This window comes from Streptomyces rishiriensis (assembly GCF_003112535.1).
GTDB classification, from domain to species: Bacteria; Actinomycetota; Actinomycetes; order Streptomycetales; family Streptomycetaceae; genus Streptomyces; species Streptomyces rishiriensis.
Genome location: NZ_BEWA01000042.1, coordinates 1 through 18,316 on the forward strand (window position 1 = coordinate 1; position 18,316 = coordinate 18,316).

Annotated in this window: 15 protein-coding genes and 2 pseudogenes; 2 read left to right on the forward strand and 15 right to left on the reverse strand. The window is 69.8% G+C overall.

From position 1 onward, the window contains the following. The first annotated feature begins 118 nt into the window (after nt 1-118). Nucleotides 119-379: a helix-turn-helix domain-containing protein gene (locus Sri02f_RS40255; protein ID WP_109006242.1), complete on the forward strand. Its 261-nt coding sequence runs from the start codon at nt 119-121 to the stop codon at nt 377-379. Between the two features lie 302 nt (nt 380-681). Here the strand turns inward: Sri02f_RS40255 and Sri02f_RS40260 are convergent, their stop codons facing one another. The 4 genes from Sri02f_RS40260 to Sri02f_RS40275 all read right to left on the reverse strand — a co-directional run bounded on the left by Sri02f_RS40260 (nt 682) and on the right by Sri02f_RS40275 (nt 6,027). Beyond that, nucleotides 682-1,242, reverse strand: a complete 561-nt coding sequence (locus tag Sri02f_RS40260) for a CGNR zinc finger domain-containing protein (RefSeq protein ID WP_109006251.1) — start codon at nt 1,240-1,242, stop codon at nt 682-684. Nucleotides 1,243-1,277: 35 nt separating this feature from the next. Continuing rightward, nucleotides 1,278-2,471: a MalY/PatB family protein gene (locus tag Sri02f_RS40265; protein WP_167467714.1), complete on the reverse strand. Its 1,194-nt coding sequence runs from the start codon at nt 2,469-2,471 to the stop codon at nt 1,278-1,280. After that, nucleotides 2,468-2,935, reverse strand: a complete 468-nt coding sequence (locus Sri02f_RS40270) for a DinB family protein (protein ID WP_109006253.1) — start codon at nt 2,933-2,935, stop codon at nt 2,468-2,470. The genes Sri02f_RS40265 and Sri02f_RS40270 overlap by 4 nt, the downstream gene beginning before the upstream one ends. Before the next feature lie 995 nt (nt 2,936-3,930). Next, nucleotides 3,931-6,027, reverse strand: coding sequence for an ATP-binding protein (locus tag Sri02f_RS40275; RefSeq protein WP_159106882.1), 2,097 nt, complete (start codon nt 6,025-6,027; stop codon nt 3,931-3,933). Nucleotides 6,028-6,394: 367 nt separating this feature from the next. On the opposite strand from Sri02f_RS40275, the pseudogene Sri02f_RS40285 reads away from it, so the two are divergent. Then, nucleotides 6,395-6,607: pseudogene (locus Sri02f_RS40285) on the forward strand (transposase); the annotation flags it as partial. A gap of 28 nt (nt 6,608-6,635) precedes the next feature. Here the strand turns inward: Sri02f_RS40285 and Sri02f_RS40290 are convergent. The 11 genes and pseudogenes from Sri02f_RS40290 to Sri02f_RS40340 all read right to left on the reverse strand — a co-directional run bounded on the left by Sri02f_RS40290 (nt 6,636) and on the right by Sri02f_RS40340 (nt 18,233). Then, on the reverse strand, nt 6,636-7,487 hold the full coding sequence (locus Sri02f_RS40290) for an IS5 family transposase (protein WP_109006244.1): 852 nt from the start codon (nt 7,485-7,487) through the stop codon (nt 6,636-6,638). A 76-nt stretch (nt 7,488-7,563) separates the two neighbouring features. After that, the gene (locus tag Sri02f_RS40295) at nt 7,564-8,115 is read right to left on the reverse strand and encodes a hypothetical protein (protein ID WP_109006245.1); all 552 of its coding nucleotides are present in this window, start codon (nt 8,113-8,115) and stop codon (nt 7,564-7,566) included. 66 nt (nt 8,116-8,181) lie between these two features. Next, complete coding sequence (locus Sri02f_RS40300) at nt 8,182-8,766, reverse strand: SRPBCC family protein (RefSeq protein WP_245971021.1); 585 nt, start codon at nt 8,764-8,766, stop codon at nt 8,182-8,184. A gap of 78 nt (nt 8,767-8,844) precedes the next feature. Continuing rightward, complete coding sequence (locus Sri02f_RS40305; protein ID WP_109006246.1) at nt 8,845-10,200, reverse strand: carotenoid oxygenase family protein; 1,356 nt, start codon at nt 10,198-10,200, stop codon at nt 8,845-8,847. 58 nt (nt 10,201-10,258) lie between these two features. After that, complete coding sequence (locus tag Sri02f_RS40310; RefSeq protein WP_109006247.1) at nt 10,259-10,699, reverse strand: SRPBCC family protein; 441 nt, start codon at nt 10,697-10,699, stop codon at nt 10,259-10,261. Nucleotides 10,700-10,751: 52 nt separating this feature from the next. Beyond that, entirely contained in the window at nt 10,752-12,197 is a 1,446-nt protein-coding gene (locus Sri02f_RS40315; protein ID WP_245971022.1) for a DHA2 family efflux MFS transporter permease subunit, read from the reverse strand. A 97-nt stretch (nt 12,198-12,294) separates the two neighbouring features. Continuing rightward, nucleotides 12,295-12,861 carry a TetR/AcrR family transcriptional regulator gene (locus Sri02f_RS40320; RefSeq protein ID WP_109006248.1) on the reverse strand — a complete coding sequence of 189 codons (567 nt, stop codon included), beginning with the start codon at nt 12,859-12,861 and terminating at the stop codon, nt 12,295-12,297. 231 nt (nt 12,862-13,092) lie between these two features. Continuing rightward, a complete protein-coding gene (locus Sri02f_RS40325) occupies nt 13,093-15,090 on the reverse strand; it encodes an ATP-binding protein (RefSeq protein ID WP_109006249.1) in 1,998 nt (665 codons plus the stop codon). Between the two features lie 765 nt (nt 15,091-15,855). Further along, the gene (locus Sri02f_RS40330; protein ID WP_109006250.1) at nt 15,856-16,101 is read right to left on the reverse strand and encodes a hypothetical protein; all 246 of its coding nucleotides are present in this window, start codon (nt 16,099-16,101) and stop codon (nt 15,856-15,858) included. A 191-nt stretch (nt 16,102-16,292) separates the two neighbouring features. Then, nucleotides 16,293-16,889: a hypothetical protein gene (locus Sri02f_RS43490; RefSeq protein WP_245971023.1), complete on the reverse strand. Its 597-nt coding sequence runs from the start codon at nt 16,887-16,889 to the stop codon at nt 16,293-16,295. 212 nt (nt 16,890-17,101) lie between these two features. Further along, nucleotides 17,102-18,233, reverse strand: a pseudogene (locus Sri02f_RS40340) (IS630 family transposase). Between the last annotated feature and the right edge of the window lie 83 nt (nt 18,234-18,316).

Consider the following 18,316-nt stretch of genomic DNA (forward strand, 5'->3'; position numbering starts at 1 on the left):
TGCAGGAGAGGGTGACCAGCGCGGGGGGCAGCCTGCGCGCCGGCACTGCCGGCGACGGCGTCTGGCAGGTCCGGGCTCGCCTGCCGCTGCTCGCCGCGCTCTCCCGGACGGAGACCGCGTGATCCGGACCATGATCGTCGACCATCAGGCCATCGTGCTCACCGGCATGGCCATGATCCTGTCCGTCGAGGAGGGCATCAGCGTCGTCGCCGAGGCGGAAGCCGGCGTCCAGGCCGTCCTGGCCGCGCGCCACCGGCCCGACTCATGGACGTCCGCATGCCCGTCTCGACGGCCTCGACGCTCTGCGCGCCCTGAACCGGCCCGGCATGCCTCTCATGCCGAGAGTCGTGATGGTGACGACGTTCGACGACGCACCTGACCAACATTCATGCCAAGTTGTCGACCCGTATCCGTGTGGAGATCTCCGTGTGGGCGTGGCGGAACGGCTACGCACACACGGAGACGTGACGGCAGCGGTGCGGCGGCATCTCTCTTCCCGGCGCAGCCTGGCGAACCCGTCGGCGGCCAGTGCGGAGCAAGACGTTCGTGGGACTGTCCGAGCCGGTGGGCCGTTTCCGCGCCAGCCTGAACGCCGCTGCCGACGGCGCCCGGGGCGTGGGCCGGAGCGGGGCCACCGTTCTTCCCGACAGGACGGATTGCCTGCTCGGCATCCCGATGCGGTCAGTGCGTGGTCTGCTGCCGCCGTTTGCGGTAGTTGGCGACCTTGTGCCGGTTCCCGCACTCGGCCATGCCGCACCAGCGCCGGTTCGCGGACCGTGACAGGTCCACGAAGAGCCGGGTGCAGTCCTCGTTGAGGCACTCCCGTACGCGAGCGAAGTCGGCGCCGCCGAGCAGATCCACGGCGTCCCGGGCCACCGCGCCGAGCACCTCGTCGACGCCCCCGGTACGGGTCAGTTGACCGTCCTCGTCGAGCTGGTGCCTCGGTAGCGGCAGACGGGCTGCCTCGTTCACTTCGGCGAGCGCTTCCCGCACCTCGGTGTCCGCGGCCGGTGTCAGGGGCCACGCGCCGACCAGCGTGTACACCGCTTCCCTGAGGCGGCACGTCCGAGACAGGGCGCGGGGGTCCAGCGGACCGGGCGCGTCGAGCAGGCCCGCCTGCCGGATCCAGCGCCCCAGGTCGTCAGGGCAGCGCAGCAGTTCGGTGCGCCGGCCCCGCCGCCACAGCAGGGTACCCGCGAGGTCCAGGGACAGCCGCCCGCTGACAAAGACGAAATCATCCACACCCTCATGGTGCCAGCTGGTCTCCGGCTCCGCCGTCACCCCTTCCGCCCGCCCAGAGCTCCGGCGACGCGGCCGAGGATCTCCTCCAGCACCTGCCGGGAGGTGGCGAAGTTCAACCGCAGGAACGCGTCGGCGTCCGGGCTGAAGGGGGAGCCGCCGTCGAGCAGGACCCGGCCGTCGCGGAGTACCTTCTCCACCGGCGGTTCGGCCAGGCCGAGCGGCCGGGTGTCCAGCCATGCCAGGTAGGTGGCCTCGGGCAGGTGGTGGCGGACCTGCGGGAGCCGGTCGCGCAACACCTCGTGGACGCGCCGACGGTTGCGGTCCAGCACGGTCAGCAGATCGCGCTGCCAGGCGTCGCCGTGCTCCCACGCCGCCAGGGTGGCGGCGACACCGAGCGGTGAGACGGTGCCGTACAGGTCGGGGGGCTGCGCGTCGCGCTGCGCGAGCAGGCGGTCCGGGCCGTAGTGCGTCACGGCACAGCGGATGGCGGCCAGGTTGAACGCCTTGGTGGCGGAGGTCAGGGTCACCGTGCGCCGGGCGGCGTCGTCGGACAGGCTCGCGAAGGGGATGTGCCGGTGCGGGGCGTAGGCCAGCTCGGCGTGGATCTCGTCGCTGACGACGAGTAGATCGTGCCGTCGCGCGACGGCCGCGATCTCGTCGAGTTCGTCCCGCGTCAGCACCCGCCCGGTGGGGTTGTGCGGATTGACGAGGACAAGCGCTCTGCAGCCGGCCCGCTTCACCGCGGTGTCCAGGGCGGCGAGGTCCATGCGCCAGCCGTCACCGGTGTCCCGCATCGGGATGGGCACGATCCGCCGGTTCATCGTCCGCAACGTTGCCAGGAACGGGGGGTAGTTGGGCGTCTGCACCGCCACCGCGTCGCCGTCCGACGTGGCGAGGTGGAGGACGAGTTGCAGGCACTGGATGAGGTCGGTCTGCTCGCGCACGCGGTGCCCAGACGCATCCCATCCGAACCGCTCGGCCATCCGCTTGGCGAAGGCCGTACGCAGCGGACTGCCGTCCGGCCAATCCGGATACCCGAGATCCCGGCCGTCGACAACCTCGCGCAGGGCGGCCACCACCGGCGGCGGGGTGGGGAAGTCCATGTCGGCCACCCACGCCGGCAGGACGCCCCGCCCCGGGCGGTGCCACTTCACGCTGCCGCGGGCGCGCAGCCAGCCGAGGCCGAGGTCGTCGAAGCCGGCAATGTCTCGAGCCGGTATGGCCTTCACTCGGGGTCCCCCGCTCGCAGGAGATCGCGGCTGATTTGCACCTGCCCGTGGTGCTGGGCCAGTTCCTCCAGTACGTGCAGTTGGACGCCCTGCACGCTCAAGGGACGCTGCGGGCCCTGGAACTCGGCCGGCGGCGCGTTGCGCGGCGGTCCGGACGACAGCGTCCCGTGGAGATCAGCCTCCAGACGCACGAAGAGCCCGTCGACCTCCCTCCGCAGGCGCTGCGCGTCCCCCTGCGCCGTGAACTCGGAGGGACGGTCGCGGTCGACATGACGTCCCGCGACCACGTGGCCCAGCCAGTAGTCGGCCACGCCGACGCAGTGGTACGCGATGGCGTAGGGGGAGTTGGCGCCAGGCAGGGACGGCGCGGTGTTGCCGAGATCGTCGCCCAGTTCCTCCAGCGCGCCGAGCATCCCGTCGAAGGCGCGGCGAAGGAAGTACAGGTACTCGTCATGGTCGTGCACGGTGCCTCCTCGTCGGTCGGGAACCAGCTTGACCACGTCGATGACACCCGTCAAGATGGTGTCGAATGTTCCCTTACGTTTTCGTATAATGTTCTAAATCATAGTAGAACCCACCATAACGGTAGAGATTACTAACCCCTTTATAAGGTGTCTCGCCACGCGTGTCCGGCAGGCTCTGCGACGGCCGTGTCCCGGAGTCGTCGCGAAGGTGCCGCCTTCGCTGTTTCGCCGCACTCGGCGCCGGGCTGCTGGTGTCGGCCTGTCAGGAGGACTCCGGCGGCACCGCCGATGCCACGGGCCAAGGCCACGTCGGCGGCAACGGTCACGGGCGCTTTGGGCGGCGGCCGGAAGAGCCCGTCTAGCGGGGCCACGGGCAGCGCCACCCATAACGGCGGCGGCACGAGCGTGGGCCTGGGCGCTGGCCGGGCGCCCGACGGCGCAGCCGCCGACAAGACCGGTTACGGCCGGAGTTACGGGACCAATGATCTGCGCTGAGGGGCCAGGCCGATGACCCGGGCCGGCGGATACATCCGGATCAGCGTCAGCGCCAAGCCCAACATCACCTGTGTACCGCCCACGGGTCTGCCGCTCGTCACATTCGGCTCCGGGGGCACGCAGGGCCGCCCCGCCGAACAGTCCACAGGCAGTCAGATCACTCTCAGTGGCGGTACCACCGTCCGCGGCGGCTGCTCGTCGAGGCCGATTGCCGGGCGTATGCGGCCCGCCGTCCGTCAGCGGCATGGCCGAACCGCGGTGTGCGCGGGGGGCTGGCCGAAACCGTGGTGGGCGGACTGATCGCGCATCGTGCGGATTCCTTGGCGCCAGGTCGGCGCGAGGATGCGATCCGCTCGGTCCTGGAAGCGTACGACGCGGTTACCGGACCCCTCCTCCTCGACGGTGATGCCGCGAAGGGGCGTGAGCGCCTGGCGCACCTGCCCCGCGCCCTCGCGGGCTCGGGCGGAGAAACGGCCGGTCCGGCTGCGGCCGTGGCCGGATCAGTCCGCTGACCTTGACGCGCCGGGTACTGAACGGTCGGTCGCGCCCGGGTTCCCGTAGATTTCCTGCCGCCACAGCGCGTCGCTCAGCCGGGCGATGCCGCCGGTCAGGTGCCTGCGGTAGGTACTGAACGGCAGACCCAGCCGCGCCGCGACCGCCTGCTGGGTCGGCATGCCCTTGGTGAGGTACGTCTGGGACACCGCGCGGTAGTAGTTGTATCCGCCTCCTTGCGCACGCAGGCCCTCGACCGCGTCGGCCAGAATCTGCGGCAGTGTGCGCTTCGTGTCCGCCATCAGCCTGCTGCGTGTGAGCGGATTGGAGGACAGTTCCCGTGGCCTGGAGAGACTGCGGAGCGCGTCGCGCAGCGCGGTGTCGAACTCGGGGCGTGACAGGACGGTGAACTCCGTGCGCGGCTGGGCCTGTTCGCTGTCCGTTTCCGTGGCGGGCGGGTCGCCCCGGGTGTGGGACAGCATCAGCCGGGTCTTCTCCTCGGCCCAGGCCCACACCGGCTGGATCCGCCAGTCGATGGCGAACAGCGTGTAGGTCAGGGCACCCAGCTGGGGCCGCTCCGCGATGGGACGCAGGCCGAGACTGGTCATGTACGGGGTCCAGAACGTGCCCGCCCGTACGGCGATGTACATCCAGGCCACCCTGCGCTCTGTCTTCGCCACCTCCGCCAGCGTCCGCCACTGGTGCAGGTTCTCGACCGGGGAGATCTTCGGGTACTCCGGAGACGTCACCGAGAAGCGGGCTACCGCGATGTGTTCGCCGTCGCGGACGGGCTGGGTGGCCCGGGCGTGGTTCCATGCCGCCTCGGCCACCGGGTCGGAAAACGCATCCGGGGCCTCGGTGAGCCGCAGCCAGGCGGAGAAGCCCACCGCCTTGTTCTCCCGCGCGGTGCGGCATACCCGGAACGCAGCCGGACGACGTTCCAGCCATGCCCGCGCGAGAGCTGCGGACTCACTGCCCTCGACCTCGGTCGCCAGTGCTTCGATCCTGTGCCGGTCGTCCGCCTCATACGGTGTCAGCCGGACCTCACCCGTTCCCCGCCAGGTGTTGAAGTCCGACATGCACCGGTCGTTGCGGTATAGGAACAGGAAGGAACCTACGGCGGACAGCGTGCCGTTCACGGGCGAGGTGCGGATCTGCTCGAAGAGATGGCGGCTGAGCAGGCCGTTCAGTTCCGCATAGCCGTCCGGGTCGCGCCAGCGCAGGTCCTCCTCGAGAGCCTGGCGGGCCACGTCATGCGGGAAGAGGCCGTCCTGCGCGGCCTCGATGAACGGGAGTTCACGCAGCCAGGCGAACAACGCGGCGGCGTCGTCGCCCAGGATGACCCGTAACAGCGTCTCCGTGGTCACGTGGGCGCGGGCGCACACCTCCAGAGCCCGCCGGTGCACGGGCGAGGGCACCTCACCGACCAGCCGGGCGAGCAGCGTACCGACGACATCCAGGCTGGGCTTCCAGCCAGTGGCGCGGTCGCTGTCCCGGACCGCCACGGCGGCGGCCAGGGCCAGGGCCAGCGGATGCCCTCCGGTGAACGCCAGCAGCTCCGGCTGGTGGTGCCGCCGTACTCCGCAGGCGCGCAGAAGAGCGGTGGCCTCGTCCGGTGACAGATTGCGCAATGCCATGCGGTGGAGCAGGCCCGCCCACCCTGGGTCGGAGGTCCACTCGCCATCCGGCGCCTGCCGCCCCGCGATCACCGTCACCACGCCGTCCGGCAACAGTGGCAGGAACCTCTCCCGCAGCCATCCTTCCAGGCCCTGGCAGCGTTCGAAGGTGTCGATGATCAGGACCGTGTCGTCCCTCGTGAAGGCCGCCTCGGCCTCCCGTTCGAACGCCTCCGGCGTCGGCTGAACGATGCGACCGTCGATCTCCAGCACCGGCCGGCCGGCCGCCCGTGCCTCGGCCGCGAAGCGACGCAGCAGCATCGACTTGCCGATACCACCGGGCCCGTGCACAAAAATCACGGCGGGCGCTTCGTCGCCACCGGCCAGGGCGGCGCGAAATACGGTGAGTTCGGCTGTCCTCCCGGTGAACACCCGGTCGCGTCCGCGTTGGAGACGGCTCGCCATGACACGGGGAGCGTTGCCAATCACGTGGGACTCCTCCTGCCGTCGTCGCCTGCCGTACGACGATCGTCTCGTTGGTCGGGGGTCGTTCTCACCCGCGCCGACTATCGCACCACACACCCCCTAGCATGGTTACTCACGAACGATCGAACCAGCGGATGAGCCAGTTCGGTGGTGAACGCCGTCATCCGGTGGCTCCCACGAGCACCGCCTTATCAGGTGTCTCCTTTTCCGTGTCGCCACAGGCTGAAGCAGTAGAACACCGCCGACCAGGCCGGGAGGTCGTGCGGCAGGAGACGCTACTGACAGCCTGTCCGGGGTTGCGCAGCCAGGTGGCCAGACGCCGTCGGCCGGTGCGGCGGATGGCTGCCGGGGTCTGGTAGCCGGTCAGCATCAGCGCGGCATCCGTCCGGTCATCGCTGAGCGAGGCGTGGGGCACAGCTCTGGCCTGGGCGTTTTCCGCTGGGTCGTCGAACGCGCCATCGCCTGGCTGCACGGCTTCCGCCGCCTGCGGATCCGCTGGGAGGGACGCGACGACATCCACGAGGCCTTCCTCGGTCTCGCCACCTGCCTGATCACTCACCGACACATCCAACGCCTTTGTTAGGACCTCTTAGAGGGCATCTGATCATTCTTCAGGCCGTTCCGAGAGGGATGTCCGTTTCGATTCGCCAGGTTGGTGCGGATTCTCCCGTCAGTTCGCGGGACATTTTGTTAGCCATCGCCCAGTGGATCATCGTCCGGGATCTCTGCGGGAGGGCTTCGTAGTCCCGCGCCAGGCGGCGGTGCTGCATCAGCCAGCCGAAGGTTCGCTCGATCACCCACCGCTTGGGCAGCGGCTCGAACCCCTTCGCCCGTGGCCGTTGAACCACCTCGACATCGATGCCCAGGACAGCTCCGTGGTTGAAGATGCTGTTCTGGTAGCCGCCGTCAGCCCAGACCTTGGACACACTGGGATGAGCTGTGGCCAGGTCGTCGAGCAGGAGTTTGCCTCCGGTGGTGTCATGGACGTTCGCGGCGGCGACGAGGACGGCCAGCACCAGGCCGAGCGTGTCCGTGATCAGGTGCCGCTTGCGTCCTTTGATCTTCTTGCCGGCGTCGATGCCCTGGCTGGTCTCGGCGACGTTTGCCGAGGTCTTCACGCTCTGCGCGTCGACCACGGCCGCGGTGGGCTCAGCACGTCGGCCATGTAATCGGCGGGTCTTGTCGCGTAACAGGTCGTGGACTTGCTCGGTGGTGCCGTCGGTTTCCCACTTCGCGTAGTAGTCATAGACGGTCTTGTAGGGCGGGAAGTCGTGCGGCAGGTACTCCCACGGGATCCCGGTGCGGTTGACATAGAGGATCGCGTTGACGATCTCTCGCAAGTCGTGAACCCGAGCCGCCGTTCCGGGGCCGGTCCGACTCGCCCGCCAGGCGGTGAAGACCTGTTCGATCAAGGCCCAGCGGGCGTCGGACACATCACTGCGGTAGGGGCGACGAACACTCACACCTCATCCAACGACCGCCAACGACACCAGTCACACAAACATCCCAGAACACCAACTACGTAGATCAGATGCCCTCTTATGCCGGGTTCCCGGGCTCGGGTTGGCGGGAGCGGGTCAGTCGTGCCGTGAGAGTGCCGATGAGGTACCCGGCGGCCAGAAGGGCGAAGGCGAGGACTGTGCCTGGCTTGGCGAGCATGTCGGTGAGGACGGCGGCGACCACACCGGTGCGGGTGTGGACCGAGCACCACAGGCGCGGGTCGTGGATCTTGGCTGCGAGCTTGGTGGGGAGGTCGTCGCTCTTGCGCGCGATCTTGGCCATGGGGCGCAGGTCTTTGCCGGTCAGGGGTTCGCCGAGGAGGACGAGGGCGGTCCAGCCGACGAGTCCGGCGATGATCCAACCGGTCCAGTGGTCGGCATCGACGGCGAGCCAGAGTCCGCCGGCCAGGGTCAGGCGTGCCCAGGTGCCGAACGCGGTCGACCGTTCGAGGGTCGTGATGCCTTCGCGGGCGGAGGTGAGCGTGCGGGCGCGGCGGAGCTGCAGGACGCCGGTCCAGTCCAGGGAGAGGCTGGTGACCATTGAGAGGGCGGCGAGGACCTGGATCGTGAGGAGCGCGTTGTCGAGCGACATGGTGGGCCTCTCCGGCGTGGGTGCCTCCGGAGCCGGTGACTGCTCCGGAGGCTGGGGGCAGGGGGGTTACCTGGCGGCCTGGGCCTCAGCCTCGTGCTTGAGGTTGTTGACCCAGTTGTGGAGGGAGTTGTCGAGGGCGGCCTGCAGGGCGGCCTGGTTGGCTTCGACGGGGGCGCCGGTCCAGGACTCCTCGGTGTGGACGAGGACGCCGTGGGTGGTGGGGGTGAACGTCCACACATGGACGGCGGTGATGCCCTGGGCGGGGCCGCCCCAGGCCAGGCGCTTGCAGGGGTCGACCTGGCGGACGGTGGAGGTGATGTCGAGGCCCTCGGTGGTCCAGCGGAAGACGGAGCCGGGGCGCAGGCGTCCGGGTGTGTCCTTGACGACCGAGACGACGTTGGGCTGCCAGGCGGGCCAGTTCTCGACGTCGGTCTGGATCTTCCAGATGGTGTGCAGGGGGGCGTGGATGAGGATGTTCTCGCGGGTGATGACGGGGGCGTTGTGGTTGATCTCCACGTCGCCGGTGTGGGCGGTCAGGGCCTGGGTGGGGGCGGCCGGCTTGTCGTCGCCGAGGGCGTGAGCGGTGCCGGTGGCGAGGAGGAGGGCGCCGGTGGTGGCGGCGAGGAACTTGGTGGCGGTGAGGATGCGCACGGCCAGGTCCTTACGTGTCGGTGGGTCGGTTGGGGGCTTGCCTGCGGCGGGGCGGGTCCGCCCCGCCGCAGGGGTGGGTCAGTTATGGGACTCGTTGTCGGGGATCCAGGAGCCGTGGATGCCGCCGGTGACGCGGCGCGGGAGGTGGACGGTGGCGATCCGGTCGAGGCCTGAGGCGTCCAGGACCAGGAGCTGGGAGGCGTCCTGCTTGAGGTCGGAGACGACGGTGAGGAGGTAGCCGTCGTCCTCGCGGGTGGCGCCGGCGGCGGGGACGAAGACGGCTTCGCTGGGCAGGCGGGCGTCGCCGATGGTGTGGATGCGGCGGGCGCCGGTGGCGCGGTCGTACTTGACGACGCCGTAGCCGCCGAAGCCTTCCTGGTCGGGGAAGGAGACCGCGTACTGGTAGCGGTGCTCGGCTCCGAGGAAGTCGTCGTTGAGGGTCGGGAATTCGACGGCGAGGTCGTCGATTATCTGCTCGTCGACGCTGCCTGCGTCAAGGTCGATGACCCAGCGGCGGGTGTAGGAGCGGGTGTTGGGCTCGGTGCCGCGGCCGGGTGCGCCGACCCACCAGTTCCAGGAGAGCTGGAAGCCTTCCCGGTCGACGGTGGGGCCCTCCAGGACGATGCGGCCCTGTGCGTCCTCGTAGGCGTTGGCGGCGTGCAGCATGTTGCCCGGCTCGATGGAGAACCAGCGGATCTTCCCGGTGCCCTCTTCACCGCGGGGCATGACGCCGATCCGGGCCGGCTGGTCGTCGTTCCAGCCGTAGGGGATGCCGGAGTGCTCGTTGGGGTCGAAGGTGACGGTGCCCTCGACGAAGACCACGTGGTGGCGGGTGATCGCGAAGTCGTGCTTGAGGGAGGCGGTCGCGCCGGGGATCTCGGCGCTGTGCGTGATCTGCCCCGTGGCGTCGGCCACGTAGTAGATCAGGTAGGGCGGGAACGGGGAGGAGCCGAAGAAGTGCAGTTCCCCGGTGACCGGGTCGGTCTTCGGGTGCGCGGTCATGGCGCTGCGCAGCTTGCCGTCGAAGTCGAAGGCGCCGACGGTGTCCAGTTCGGGGGTGAGTTCGAAGGGGAAGTTCGCCTCGCACAGGGCGAGCAGGCGGCCGGCGTGCTCGATGACGTGGGTGCCGGCGGTGCTGGCGGTCAGGTCGATCCCGTGGTCGGTCATGTAGGGGGCGCCGTCGAGGGCGGGGGTGCGGACCCAGCGGTTGCGGTACCACTCGGCGCGGCCTTCGCGCAGCCGGATGCCGTGGACCATGCCGCTGCCCTTGAACCAGTGGCTGGGGGTGACGCCCGGCTTGGGGTTGTGGCTGTTGCGGACCAGGCGGCCGGTCAGCTCCGGCGGGAGGGTGCCCTCGACGGTCAGTTCGGTGGCGGTGATCTCGTCGACGGCGGGCGTGTAGTGGCCGGTGAGGTACGGCTTGTCGGCGGTCATGGCAGGAATCTCGTTTCGTGGATGCGGCGGGGACAGGACTGGGAGAGGGGTTTCAGTTTCAGTTGCTCTGCTCGGCGCGGGACTTGAGGCTGGCGAGCCAGGTGGTCAGCGACTGCTGCAGGGCCTGGCCGAGCTGTTCGGTGGCAGCATCGACGGGGACGCCGCTCCAGGACTCCTCGGTGTGGACGGTGACCTGGCTGCCGGTCTGCTCGAAGGTCCACACGTGGATGCCCTCGATGCCGTTGGCGGGGCCACCCCAGACCAGGCGCTGCCCGGGGACGATCTCGCGGACGGTGGAGGTGATGTCCAGGCCGTGGGTCTTCCAGTGGAAGGAGTTGCCGGGCAGGAGAGGGCCGTCGAGCTCGGCCTGGTCGACGTCCGCGTTCCACTCGGCCCAGGCGTCGATGTCGGAGTGCAGGGCCCAGACGCGCTCCAGGGGGGCGTCGATGACGGTGGACAGGCGGACGATTACGGGGGCGGTCTCGTCGATGGTGAACATGAAGGCGGTTCCTCTCGGTTGACGTGATCTCAGGTGCTGGGGCGTCGGTGGGTCAGTGGTGAGCCGCGGGCTGCGGGACGGGCCCGTCGGACGCCGGGGCCGCAGTGCGTCGGCGGGAGAGCCCGAGCGCGAGGGCGGCGGTGGCGGCCAGGACCGCGGAGCTGATGGCGAAAGCGGTCCGATACCCGGCGGTCAGCGCCTCCAAGTGCGGTTGGTGGGTGGCCGCGTGGGTGGTGGCGGTGCCGGCGAGGGTGGCCAGGACGGCCAGACCGATGGCACCGCCGACCTGGCGGGTGGTGTTGACCAGGCCGCCGGCCAGTCCCGCGTCCTGGGCGGGGACGCCCTCGACGGACAGAGCGGTCAGCTGGACGAAGGCGATGCTCAGCCCGAGGCCGATCAGGATGCTGGGGCCCAGGACGTCGACGGCGTAGCTGCCATGGGCGCTGATACGCGACAGCCACAGCAGTCCGGCGGCCTCGGTCAGCAGCGCCCCGGTGACCATGACGGTGGCGCCGATGCGGCGGGAGATCCGCGGCGCGAGGGTGGAGCCGAGCATATTGGCGAAGGCGAGAGGGAGTTGGCCGAGCCCTGTGGCCAGCGGGCTGTCGCCGAGGACCTGCTGCTGGTAGAGCGGCAGGAAGAAGAACAGGGCGATCCACACCGATCCCAGCAGCGCCATCAGCACGTTCCCGGCGGCGACCCGACCGGTCCGCAACACGCGCGGCGGCAGCAGCGGGTGCGGGTGGCGACGCTCGACCAGGACGAACGCGGTCGGCAGTGCGGCGGTGACGGCGAAGCTCCCCAGGACGGAAGGATCACTCCACCCAGTGCGGCGCGCGGTCGTCAGACCCCACACCAGCGCGGTGAGGGCGAGAGTCACGGTGGCGGTGCCGAGCATGTCGAAGCGTCCGCTCACCTGGGCAGGCGCCCTTGGCACGCTGGCGGCCGCGGCGGCCAGGACGAGGGCGGCGCCGATCGCGACCGTGTAGAAGATCCACTGCCAGCCCCACGCCTGGGTGAGCACGCCGCCGAGGAGGACCCCGGCCGCACCGCCCGCACCGGACACCGCCCCCCACACCCCGAGGGCTTTCCCGCGCCCGGGGCCCGGAGGGAACACTTCCATCACCAGGGCCAGTGCCGCGGGGGCGATCGCCGCCGCCCCCAGGCCCTGCACCGCCCGCGCTGCGATCAGCACCGGGGACGAGGAGGCGAGCCCTGCAGCCAGCGACGACGCGGCGAAGACCCCAAGGCCCACCAGCAGGATCCGCCGCCGGCCCAGCAGGTCCGCCGCCCGGCCGCCGGCCAGCAGCAGGGCCCCGAAAGCCAGGCCGTAGGCATTGACCACCCAGGTCGTGGCACCGTCCGACAGGCCCACGCCCGACCGGATCTGCGGCAGTGCCACGTTCACGATCGAGGTGGCCAGCATGACGGTGAACTGCGCCCCGGCCAGCGCCGCGAGAGCGGCTCCGGGGCTTCTGGTGGTGCCGGTGGTCTTCACGAGAACACTCCTTGTGTGGTTAACCACTCACATCTGTTGGCCAGGAAAGGCGGGGCTGGGTGCCCCGCCGAGGGTCCGGCCGCGTGGTCGCGTCGGCTCAGTAGTGCCTGATGCCGGCCGACAGTGTCCGGGTCCAGGGGGCGTCCACCTCTTCGGCCCCCATGGAGACGATGAGATGGCACAGCATGCCCCGCGCGAAGAACTCCTGGATCTGCTGTTCCGTGCCGCCGGAGGCGCCGCGCACGTACTCCACCAGCCGGGCGTAGCCCTGCCGCACGGCCTCGCGTACGGCCGGCTCGGACACCGCCGCCGCCTGGGCGTGGAGCTGGATCAGCATCAGATCGTTGTCACTGATCAGCCGGGCGTACGCCTCGCCCATGGCCTTGAGGACGACCTCCGAGGAACTGCCCTTGGCGTCGGCGGCGGCCCGCTCCAGGGCGGCCCGCACCTGCACGAAGCAGTACTCGACCACCGCCGTGAACAGCAGTTCCTTGCTCGGGAACAGCCGGTAGACGTACGCCTGCGAGATGCCCGCCGCCTTGGCCACCTCGGTCGTGGTGGTGCCCCAGTAACCGCGGGCGGCGAAGGCGCCGATCGCGGTGCGCAGCACCGTCTCGCGGCGCTCCTCGGCGGTGGACAACTGACGGGGTCGTTCGCTCTTCATGTGAGTACTCAACCACTCACACTTGGGGGAGTCAACCCGTGGCAGCATCAATCCGAAAGCGGTGCTGCTCGCGGTCCGGAGGTGCGCGCCGTGGGCCGGCGGGGTGGAAGCGTCGGGGCCTGCAAGCGGTCGGGTTCATGCCTCGTAGCCTGGCCCCATCGGCCGTCCACTTCCCAGCCCCCAGGTGTCCGGCGCTGTCCACGCCTGTCCACTTGGCCAGCGCCGGAGGACTCAGGCTGTGCCGTACAGCTCCTTTTCCCACAGTGACGCGCACAGCAGGTCGAGCCCCTGCCTCAGGTGGCGCCGGAATGTCCCGTAGGGAAGGCCCAGGCGCCGCGCCGCGGCCTCCTGCGTTGGCGCGCCCGAGAAGAACGCCGTCGCCAGAGCCTCCTTGGCACGCACGCCGCGCGGGTCGCCGGCGAGCGCCTCAACTGACTCTCGCAGCAGTTCTTTCAGGCCCTGCACCGGATCATCGCAGTCGGCCACCAGGCGGGTGCGCAGCAAGGCGCAGGCGGCGAACGCGCCGGGGTCGCGCCACAGCTGCAGTGCCTCGCGGACGGCTTGATCGAAGGCCGGGCGCGGCGTTCCCGACGGCCCGGACAGCGGTGGCATCTCGGTGGCGTCGATCAGGTGCCGGATCCACTGTTCCACCGGGATCTTGCGCCAGTCGATGGTGAACAGCGCGTACTCGCGACCGCCGACTTCGCATCTGACCCCGGAGTCGGCCAGGACTCCCTGCAGCCGCTCCGCCCAGGCCCTGTGGTCGTGGTACACGAGGAAGCCGTGCGCGCGTCCCCGTGCCCGCATGGCTTCCGCCTGGACCCGGGAGTTACTCAAGTCGATGACACGCGAAGGCACTTGGTAGCGCTCGGGATAGATCGAGAACCTGGTCATGGCGATGTGCTCGCCCTGCCGCACCGGTGCGGTCTCCTGGCTGTACTGCCACGCGGCCGCAACAACTGGGTCGCGGTCGATGTCGTCCTCCGGCGGCGCCGGAAGGACCAGGCGCGTGGTGAACGCGACGATCCGCCCGCTGGAGATCAGCCGGAAGACGCTGAATCCCTGCGGTTGCCGAGCCAGCCAATACCGCACCAGCTCGGCCGATTCCGGGCCCTCGGCCTGCTCAGCCATGGACAGCACCAGGCTGTGGTCTTCCTCCTGGAGGGCATCCTCGTACATGTCTTCCTCGGCGCTGACCCACGCCCTCGTGCGCTGCAGCTTCTGGACGTCCCGGAACAGGTAGAACAGATCGTCGGTGACCGCCCGTACCCGCTCCGTCCGGGCCTCGCGCAACAGACGCAAGTACTCCTCCGCCAAGCGCTGTCGCATCGCCTGGAATGCGGTGGGCGCCCGCCAGCGCAGGTCGGCCAGCAACGTCTCCCGCGCCGCGTCATGCGGGTACAGCCCCAAGGGAGTCGATTCGATGAACGGCAGCTCACGCAGCCACTGAAACAGCCCCGACGCGTCCTGGTCGGCGAGCACTGCCGCGAGCAACTCTTCGGTAGTCGAGTGAGCCTGCGCTACGACTTCAAGGGCTCGGCGATGAGCAGCGGAGGGAACCTCCCCGACCAGTCCGGCCACCAACGTGCGGAGCACCTCGGCCGAGGGGGTCCACTCAGCGCCTACCCGCCCGGCGGAGTCGGCTGCCGCCGCCAGCGTCAGCGCCAACGGATTGCCCCCGGCGAAACGCAGTACCGCATCCCGCCGCTCCGGCCGCACCGATGCCGCCTCCAGCAACGCTTCGGCCTCGCCACCGCTGAGCGGACGCAGCTCCCGGACCTGCAGCAGACCTGCCCACGCGGGGTCAGCGGTCCACTGCGGCTGCGGAGCAAGCCGCCCAGCCAACACCACCAGCGCCCCCGGAGCGGCCCGGGGCAGGAACCGCTGCCACAATCGGCTCTCCAGCCACTGGCAGTGCTCGAACGAGTCGACGAACAGCACCGTCCCCGGAACGCTCACGAACGCGTCCGCCGCGTCCTCGAAGTCCGCCGGGTCGCGCCCAAGGAACCGGCCGTCCAACTCGACCAGACCCCGTCCCTCGGCCCGCACCGTATCCCCCAGACGCCGCAGCAAAGCCGATTTCCCGATCCCGCCCGGCCCGACCAACCAGAACACGAAGGGCGCGTCGGCGTCCCCCCGCACGGCGTTGCCGAAGCAGTCCAGCTCGACCTCACGACCCACGAAGGAACGTGCCCGAGCACTGTTGAGCCTGGCACCCAGCGAGTGCATCCAGCCTCCTGTGTCTCCGAAGAATCCGCGACGGACCCAACCGACGTCAGTAACTGCCCACCGCACCATCGCCACAGGCCAGAACGCACAGCGGCCCCGGCCACCGTGGCGACCGGGTTGCCCGGCGAGGTCATCATCCCGCTCGCCGCACCCGGTGGCATGCGTCGCGGGCACCCGGCGCTCGACGACGGCACTCTGGCCTGGCCGGACGCCCCCGCCGGATTCCTCGCCCTCCGCCGCGAACCCGGTTTCGTCTGCGTGGTCGACTCTCGGCCGAGGCGTAGCTGCCCGCCCACAGCTCGGTTTCCGCTGGCGAACGGTCCCGTCCAGGACGGTCCGCCGGCCCTGCACCAGGCGGCCTGGCCGGCGGCCGGTCGTGCTCGATGTGGCCGGCCGGAGAGAAGAGTCTGGAGTTGAGGGCCCCGGGCGACCCGGCGCCGACGGGCGGGGCTGCCCGGGGCAGTGCCTGAGGGCACTAAACGGGGCCGGGCGCTCACGGCTTCAAGATCGTCCCCGCCGCGGGCGGCCCACCCGCGTCCCCTCACGGCGGGGCGCTTGCAGCACGCATCTAGGTCCGGACTGCCACCGCGTCTCAACGATCGGTCACGGTAGGCCCCGGAATCCCAGCTCGGACACCAGGGAACAACTAACCGGCCGGTAGCTAGGGCGAATCGACGCCCCGACCGTCGTATGCCGACCTGCGGAAACGACCCCAGGGGCCCGGGGGACCCCCGGGCCAGTAAGAACGGCCTGACCCGGGCGGGTTCAGCTGTGCCTGGTCTCCTGGGCGTCGCCGCGGGCCGGCGCCTCTTTGGTGCTCTTGCCCACCGGCTCAGCAGCGGCAGCAGCACGGCGCTTGCTCCACTTGTCATGGGCCACGGTTCCGGCGATGGCGCCGCCGGTGAGGACGCCGCCGATGATGACGCCCTGACTGCGGTAGAAGTACCGCAGAGCGACGGGACCGCCGCGCTTGGCTGCTTCCTTGGACAGTTCCGCATAGGCCCACGCCATGGTGCTACCTCAGTTCGTGCCGCTCGCTCAGAGACGGGTCGATGATCGCAGACGGGCGCGCTGCGGGTGGAGCGTTCGCAGATGCTCGTCCGGCGCGCGCCGCTCCTCAGCCGAGGGCCCGGCCCCCGCGCCCGCTGCGGGACTCGGACGCGCCGGAGCGGGACGAGGACGACGGCGGGGGGCGAGGCGGATTAGTCGTTACCGACCAGAGTCGTGATGAGCTTGCGGGCCCTGGCTTTGGTCAGCCGCTTCGCGGCCGTCGCGCAGCGCTGCCGGGACGCGCGTGGAGCGATGTCGCTGCCCTTGATCACCTTGGCGAACTCGGCTTCGAACCGCTCCTTGCCAACCTTCTCCGCGAGCGTGGTCAGGTACTTCACCTGCGCCTCGGTGGCCAGCTCCGTCTTCGCCTTCTCGGCGCGCTCGCGCCGCGGGGCGTAGATCCGCTCGTTCTCGGCCTTGCGGGCCGCCTCAGCCTCTGGGCTGCGGCAGGTGATGCGCACGGACTCGTACCAGGTCTGAGCGCCGGGCTTGCCGGTCACCGCCTCCCACAGTGCGTCCGCCGTCAGCTTCTTCTCGTCCACACCTTCGGTCAGGCCGGGGCCGACGAGCCCGTAGTAGCCAGTCTGGCCCCGGGGGATCACCGTGAACCCGGCCGGAATCGCGTGGGCTTCGAGCCAGTCCCGGCCGCACCCGCAGTGCTGGGCGTGGTACCCGGCCCATTTCCGCTCCAGCGGCTCGTACACCAGCCGGTCGCCGTAGTGCTTCGGATCTCTCGCGAACCCGGACACAGCCCGCAGTCTTCCACCGAACCACGGGCCGGGACCAGCCCGCCGCCACTCGAACGAGATGCGTGCGGTGGCCGGCGGCACCGTCGGCACCCTCGCGGCCGCCCGGCGGGGCTGCTCGAGGAGTAACGCTCTGTGCCGTGCCTCGTGCAACCCCTTACTGGCCCGGGGATCCCCCCCAACAGCGGGCGCGTGATCACCCAGCTAGTGCCGCATCAGGCAACGTTCGCCCTGTTCACGACCTCACGGAGGCGTTCGTCGGCGGCGTGCTTGTTCCGCCAGATGATGTAGCGGCGGATCATGCTCCCTTGCTCCTTGTGGTTGGCATGGTCGGTGCCGTCGAGAGCGAAGTAGCGCAGGGCGGTGAACTGAGCCTCGATCCGGGAGCCAGGAGCTGTTGGTCGGGGTGTAGGCGATCTCCACGTTGTTCGCCGCTGCCCACGTCCCGACCCGCTGGCACCGCTTCGTCGTCAGGTGCGGTGAGTAGTTGTCGCAGACGATCGCAATGCGCACGTTCGCCGGGTGCAGCGAGCGCAGGTAGCGGCAGAACTCCAGGAACTTCGACCTGTTCTTGGTCTTCTTGATGTGCCCGTAAAGCTGGTCCTTGGCCAGGTCGTAGGCGGCGAACAGGTGGCGGATGCCGTGCGGGCGGGTGTAGGTCGCCCGGCGGCGGGGCCGAGGATCGCGGTCGGGGTCCTTGTGTCTGCCGCCGCGTTCGGCCCATTGCCGGCCGGGGTGCGGCTGGAGGTTGAGCGGCCCGAACTCATCCATGCAGAAGATGACTTCGGGCTCGCCTTCCTCGGGTATGACCTCACCGTCGGCGATCGCGTAGAGGTGTTCGACGCGGGCCTTCTTGGCCGCGTAGTCGGGGTCGCGGGAGGTCTTCCAGGTCTTCACGCGTTGAAACGAGACGCCCTCCTCGCGGAGCAGGATGCGAAGGCCCTCGTGGCTGATGTCGTCGACCACCCCCTCGGCGACCAGGAAGTCGGCCAGCTTGGCCAGACTCCAGGTCGAGAACGGCAGGCCGTGCTCGGCCGGCTTCGACTTGGCGATCTTCTTGATCTCCCGGCGTTCCGGGAGGGTGAAGGTCTTCGGCCGGCCGCCCTTGTACTTGGGGTAAAGCGAGTCGAAGCCGTCCGCGTTGAAGTTGTGGAGCACGTCGCGGACCCGGTCGTCGCTGGTGAACGTCACCTCGGCGATCTTCGCAACCGGCATGCCCTGCGCGGATAACAGCACCATCTGAGCCCGCCGCCAGGTCACCACCGAGCCAGTGCCTCTGCGGATGATCCGCAGCAGGCGCCTGCCCTCGTCGTCGTCAATTTCCCGAACTCGCACGCGTTCAGCCACGTGATCATTGTGGCCGTCTGGCGCTTCCCGGCGCAGCAACTGGACGACACACCACGACAGGGCGAACGTTGCCTGATGCGGCA

Excerpts from the sequence above, each read along its gene's own strand:
- Sri02f_RS40330 (WP_109006250.1), bottom strand. The coding sequence starts at position 16,101 with ATGGCGTGGGCCTATGCGGAACTGTCCAAGGAAGCAGCCAAGCGCGGC.
- Sri02f_RS40295 (WP_109006245.1), bottom strand. The coding sequence starts at position 8,115 with ATGTCGCTCGACAACGCGCTCCTCACGATCCAGGTCCTCGCCGCCCTC.
- Sri02f_RS40325 (WP_109006249.1), bottom strand. The coding sequence starts at position 15,090 with ATGCACTCGCTGGGTGCCAGGCTCAACAGTGCTCGGGCACGTTCCTTC.
- Sri02f_RS40310 (WP_109006247.1), bottom strand. The coding sequence starts at position 10,699 with ATGTTCACCATCGACGAGACCGCCCCCGTAATCGTCCGCCTGTCCACC.
- Sri02f_RS40305 (WP_109006246.1), bottom strand. The coding sequence starts at position 10,200 with ATGACCGCCGACAAGCCGTACCTCACCGGCCACTACACGCCCGCCGTC.
- Sri02f_RS40320 (WP_109006248.1), bottom strand. The coding sequence starts at position 12,861 with ATGAAGAGCGAACGACCCCGTCAGTTGTCCACCGCCGAGGAGCGCCGC.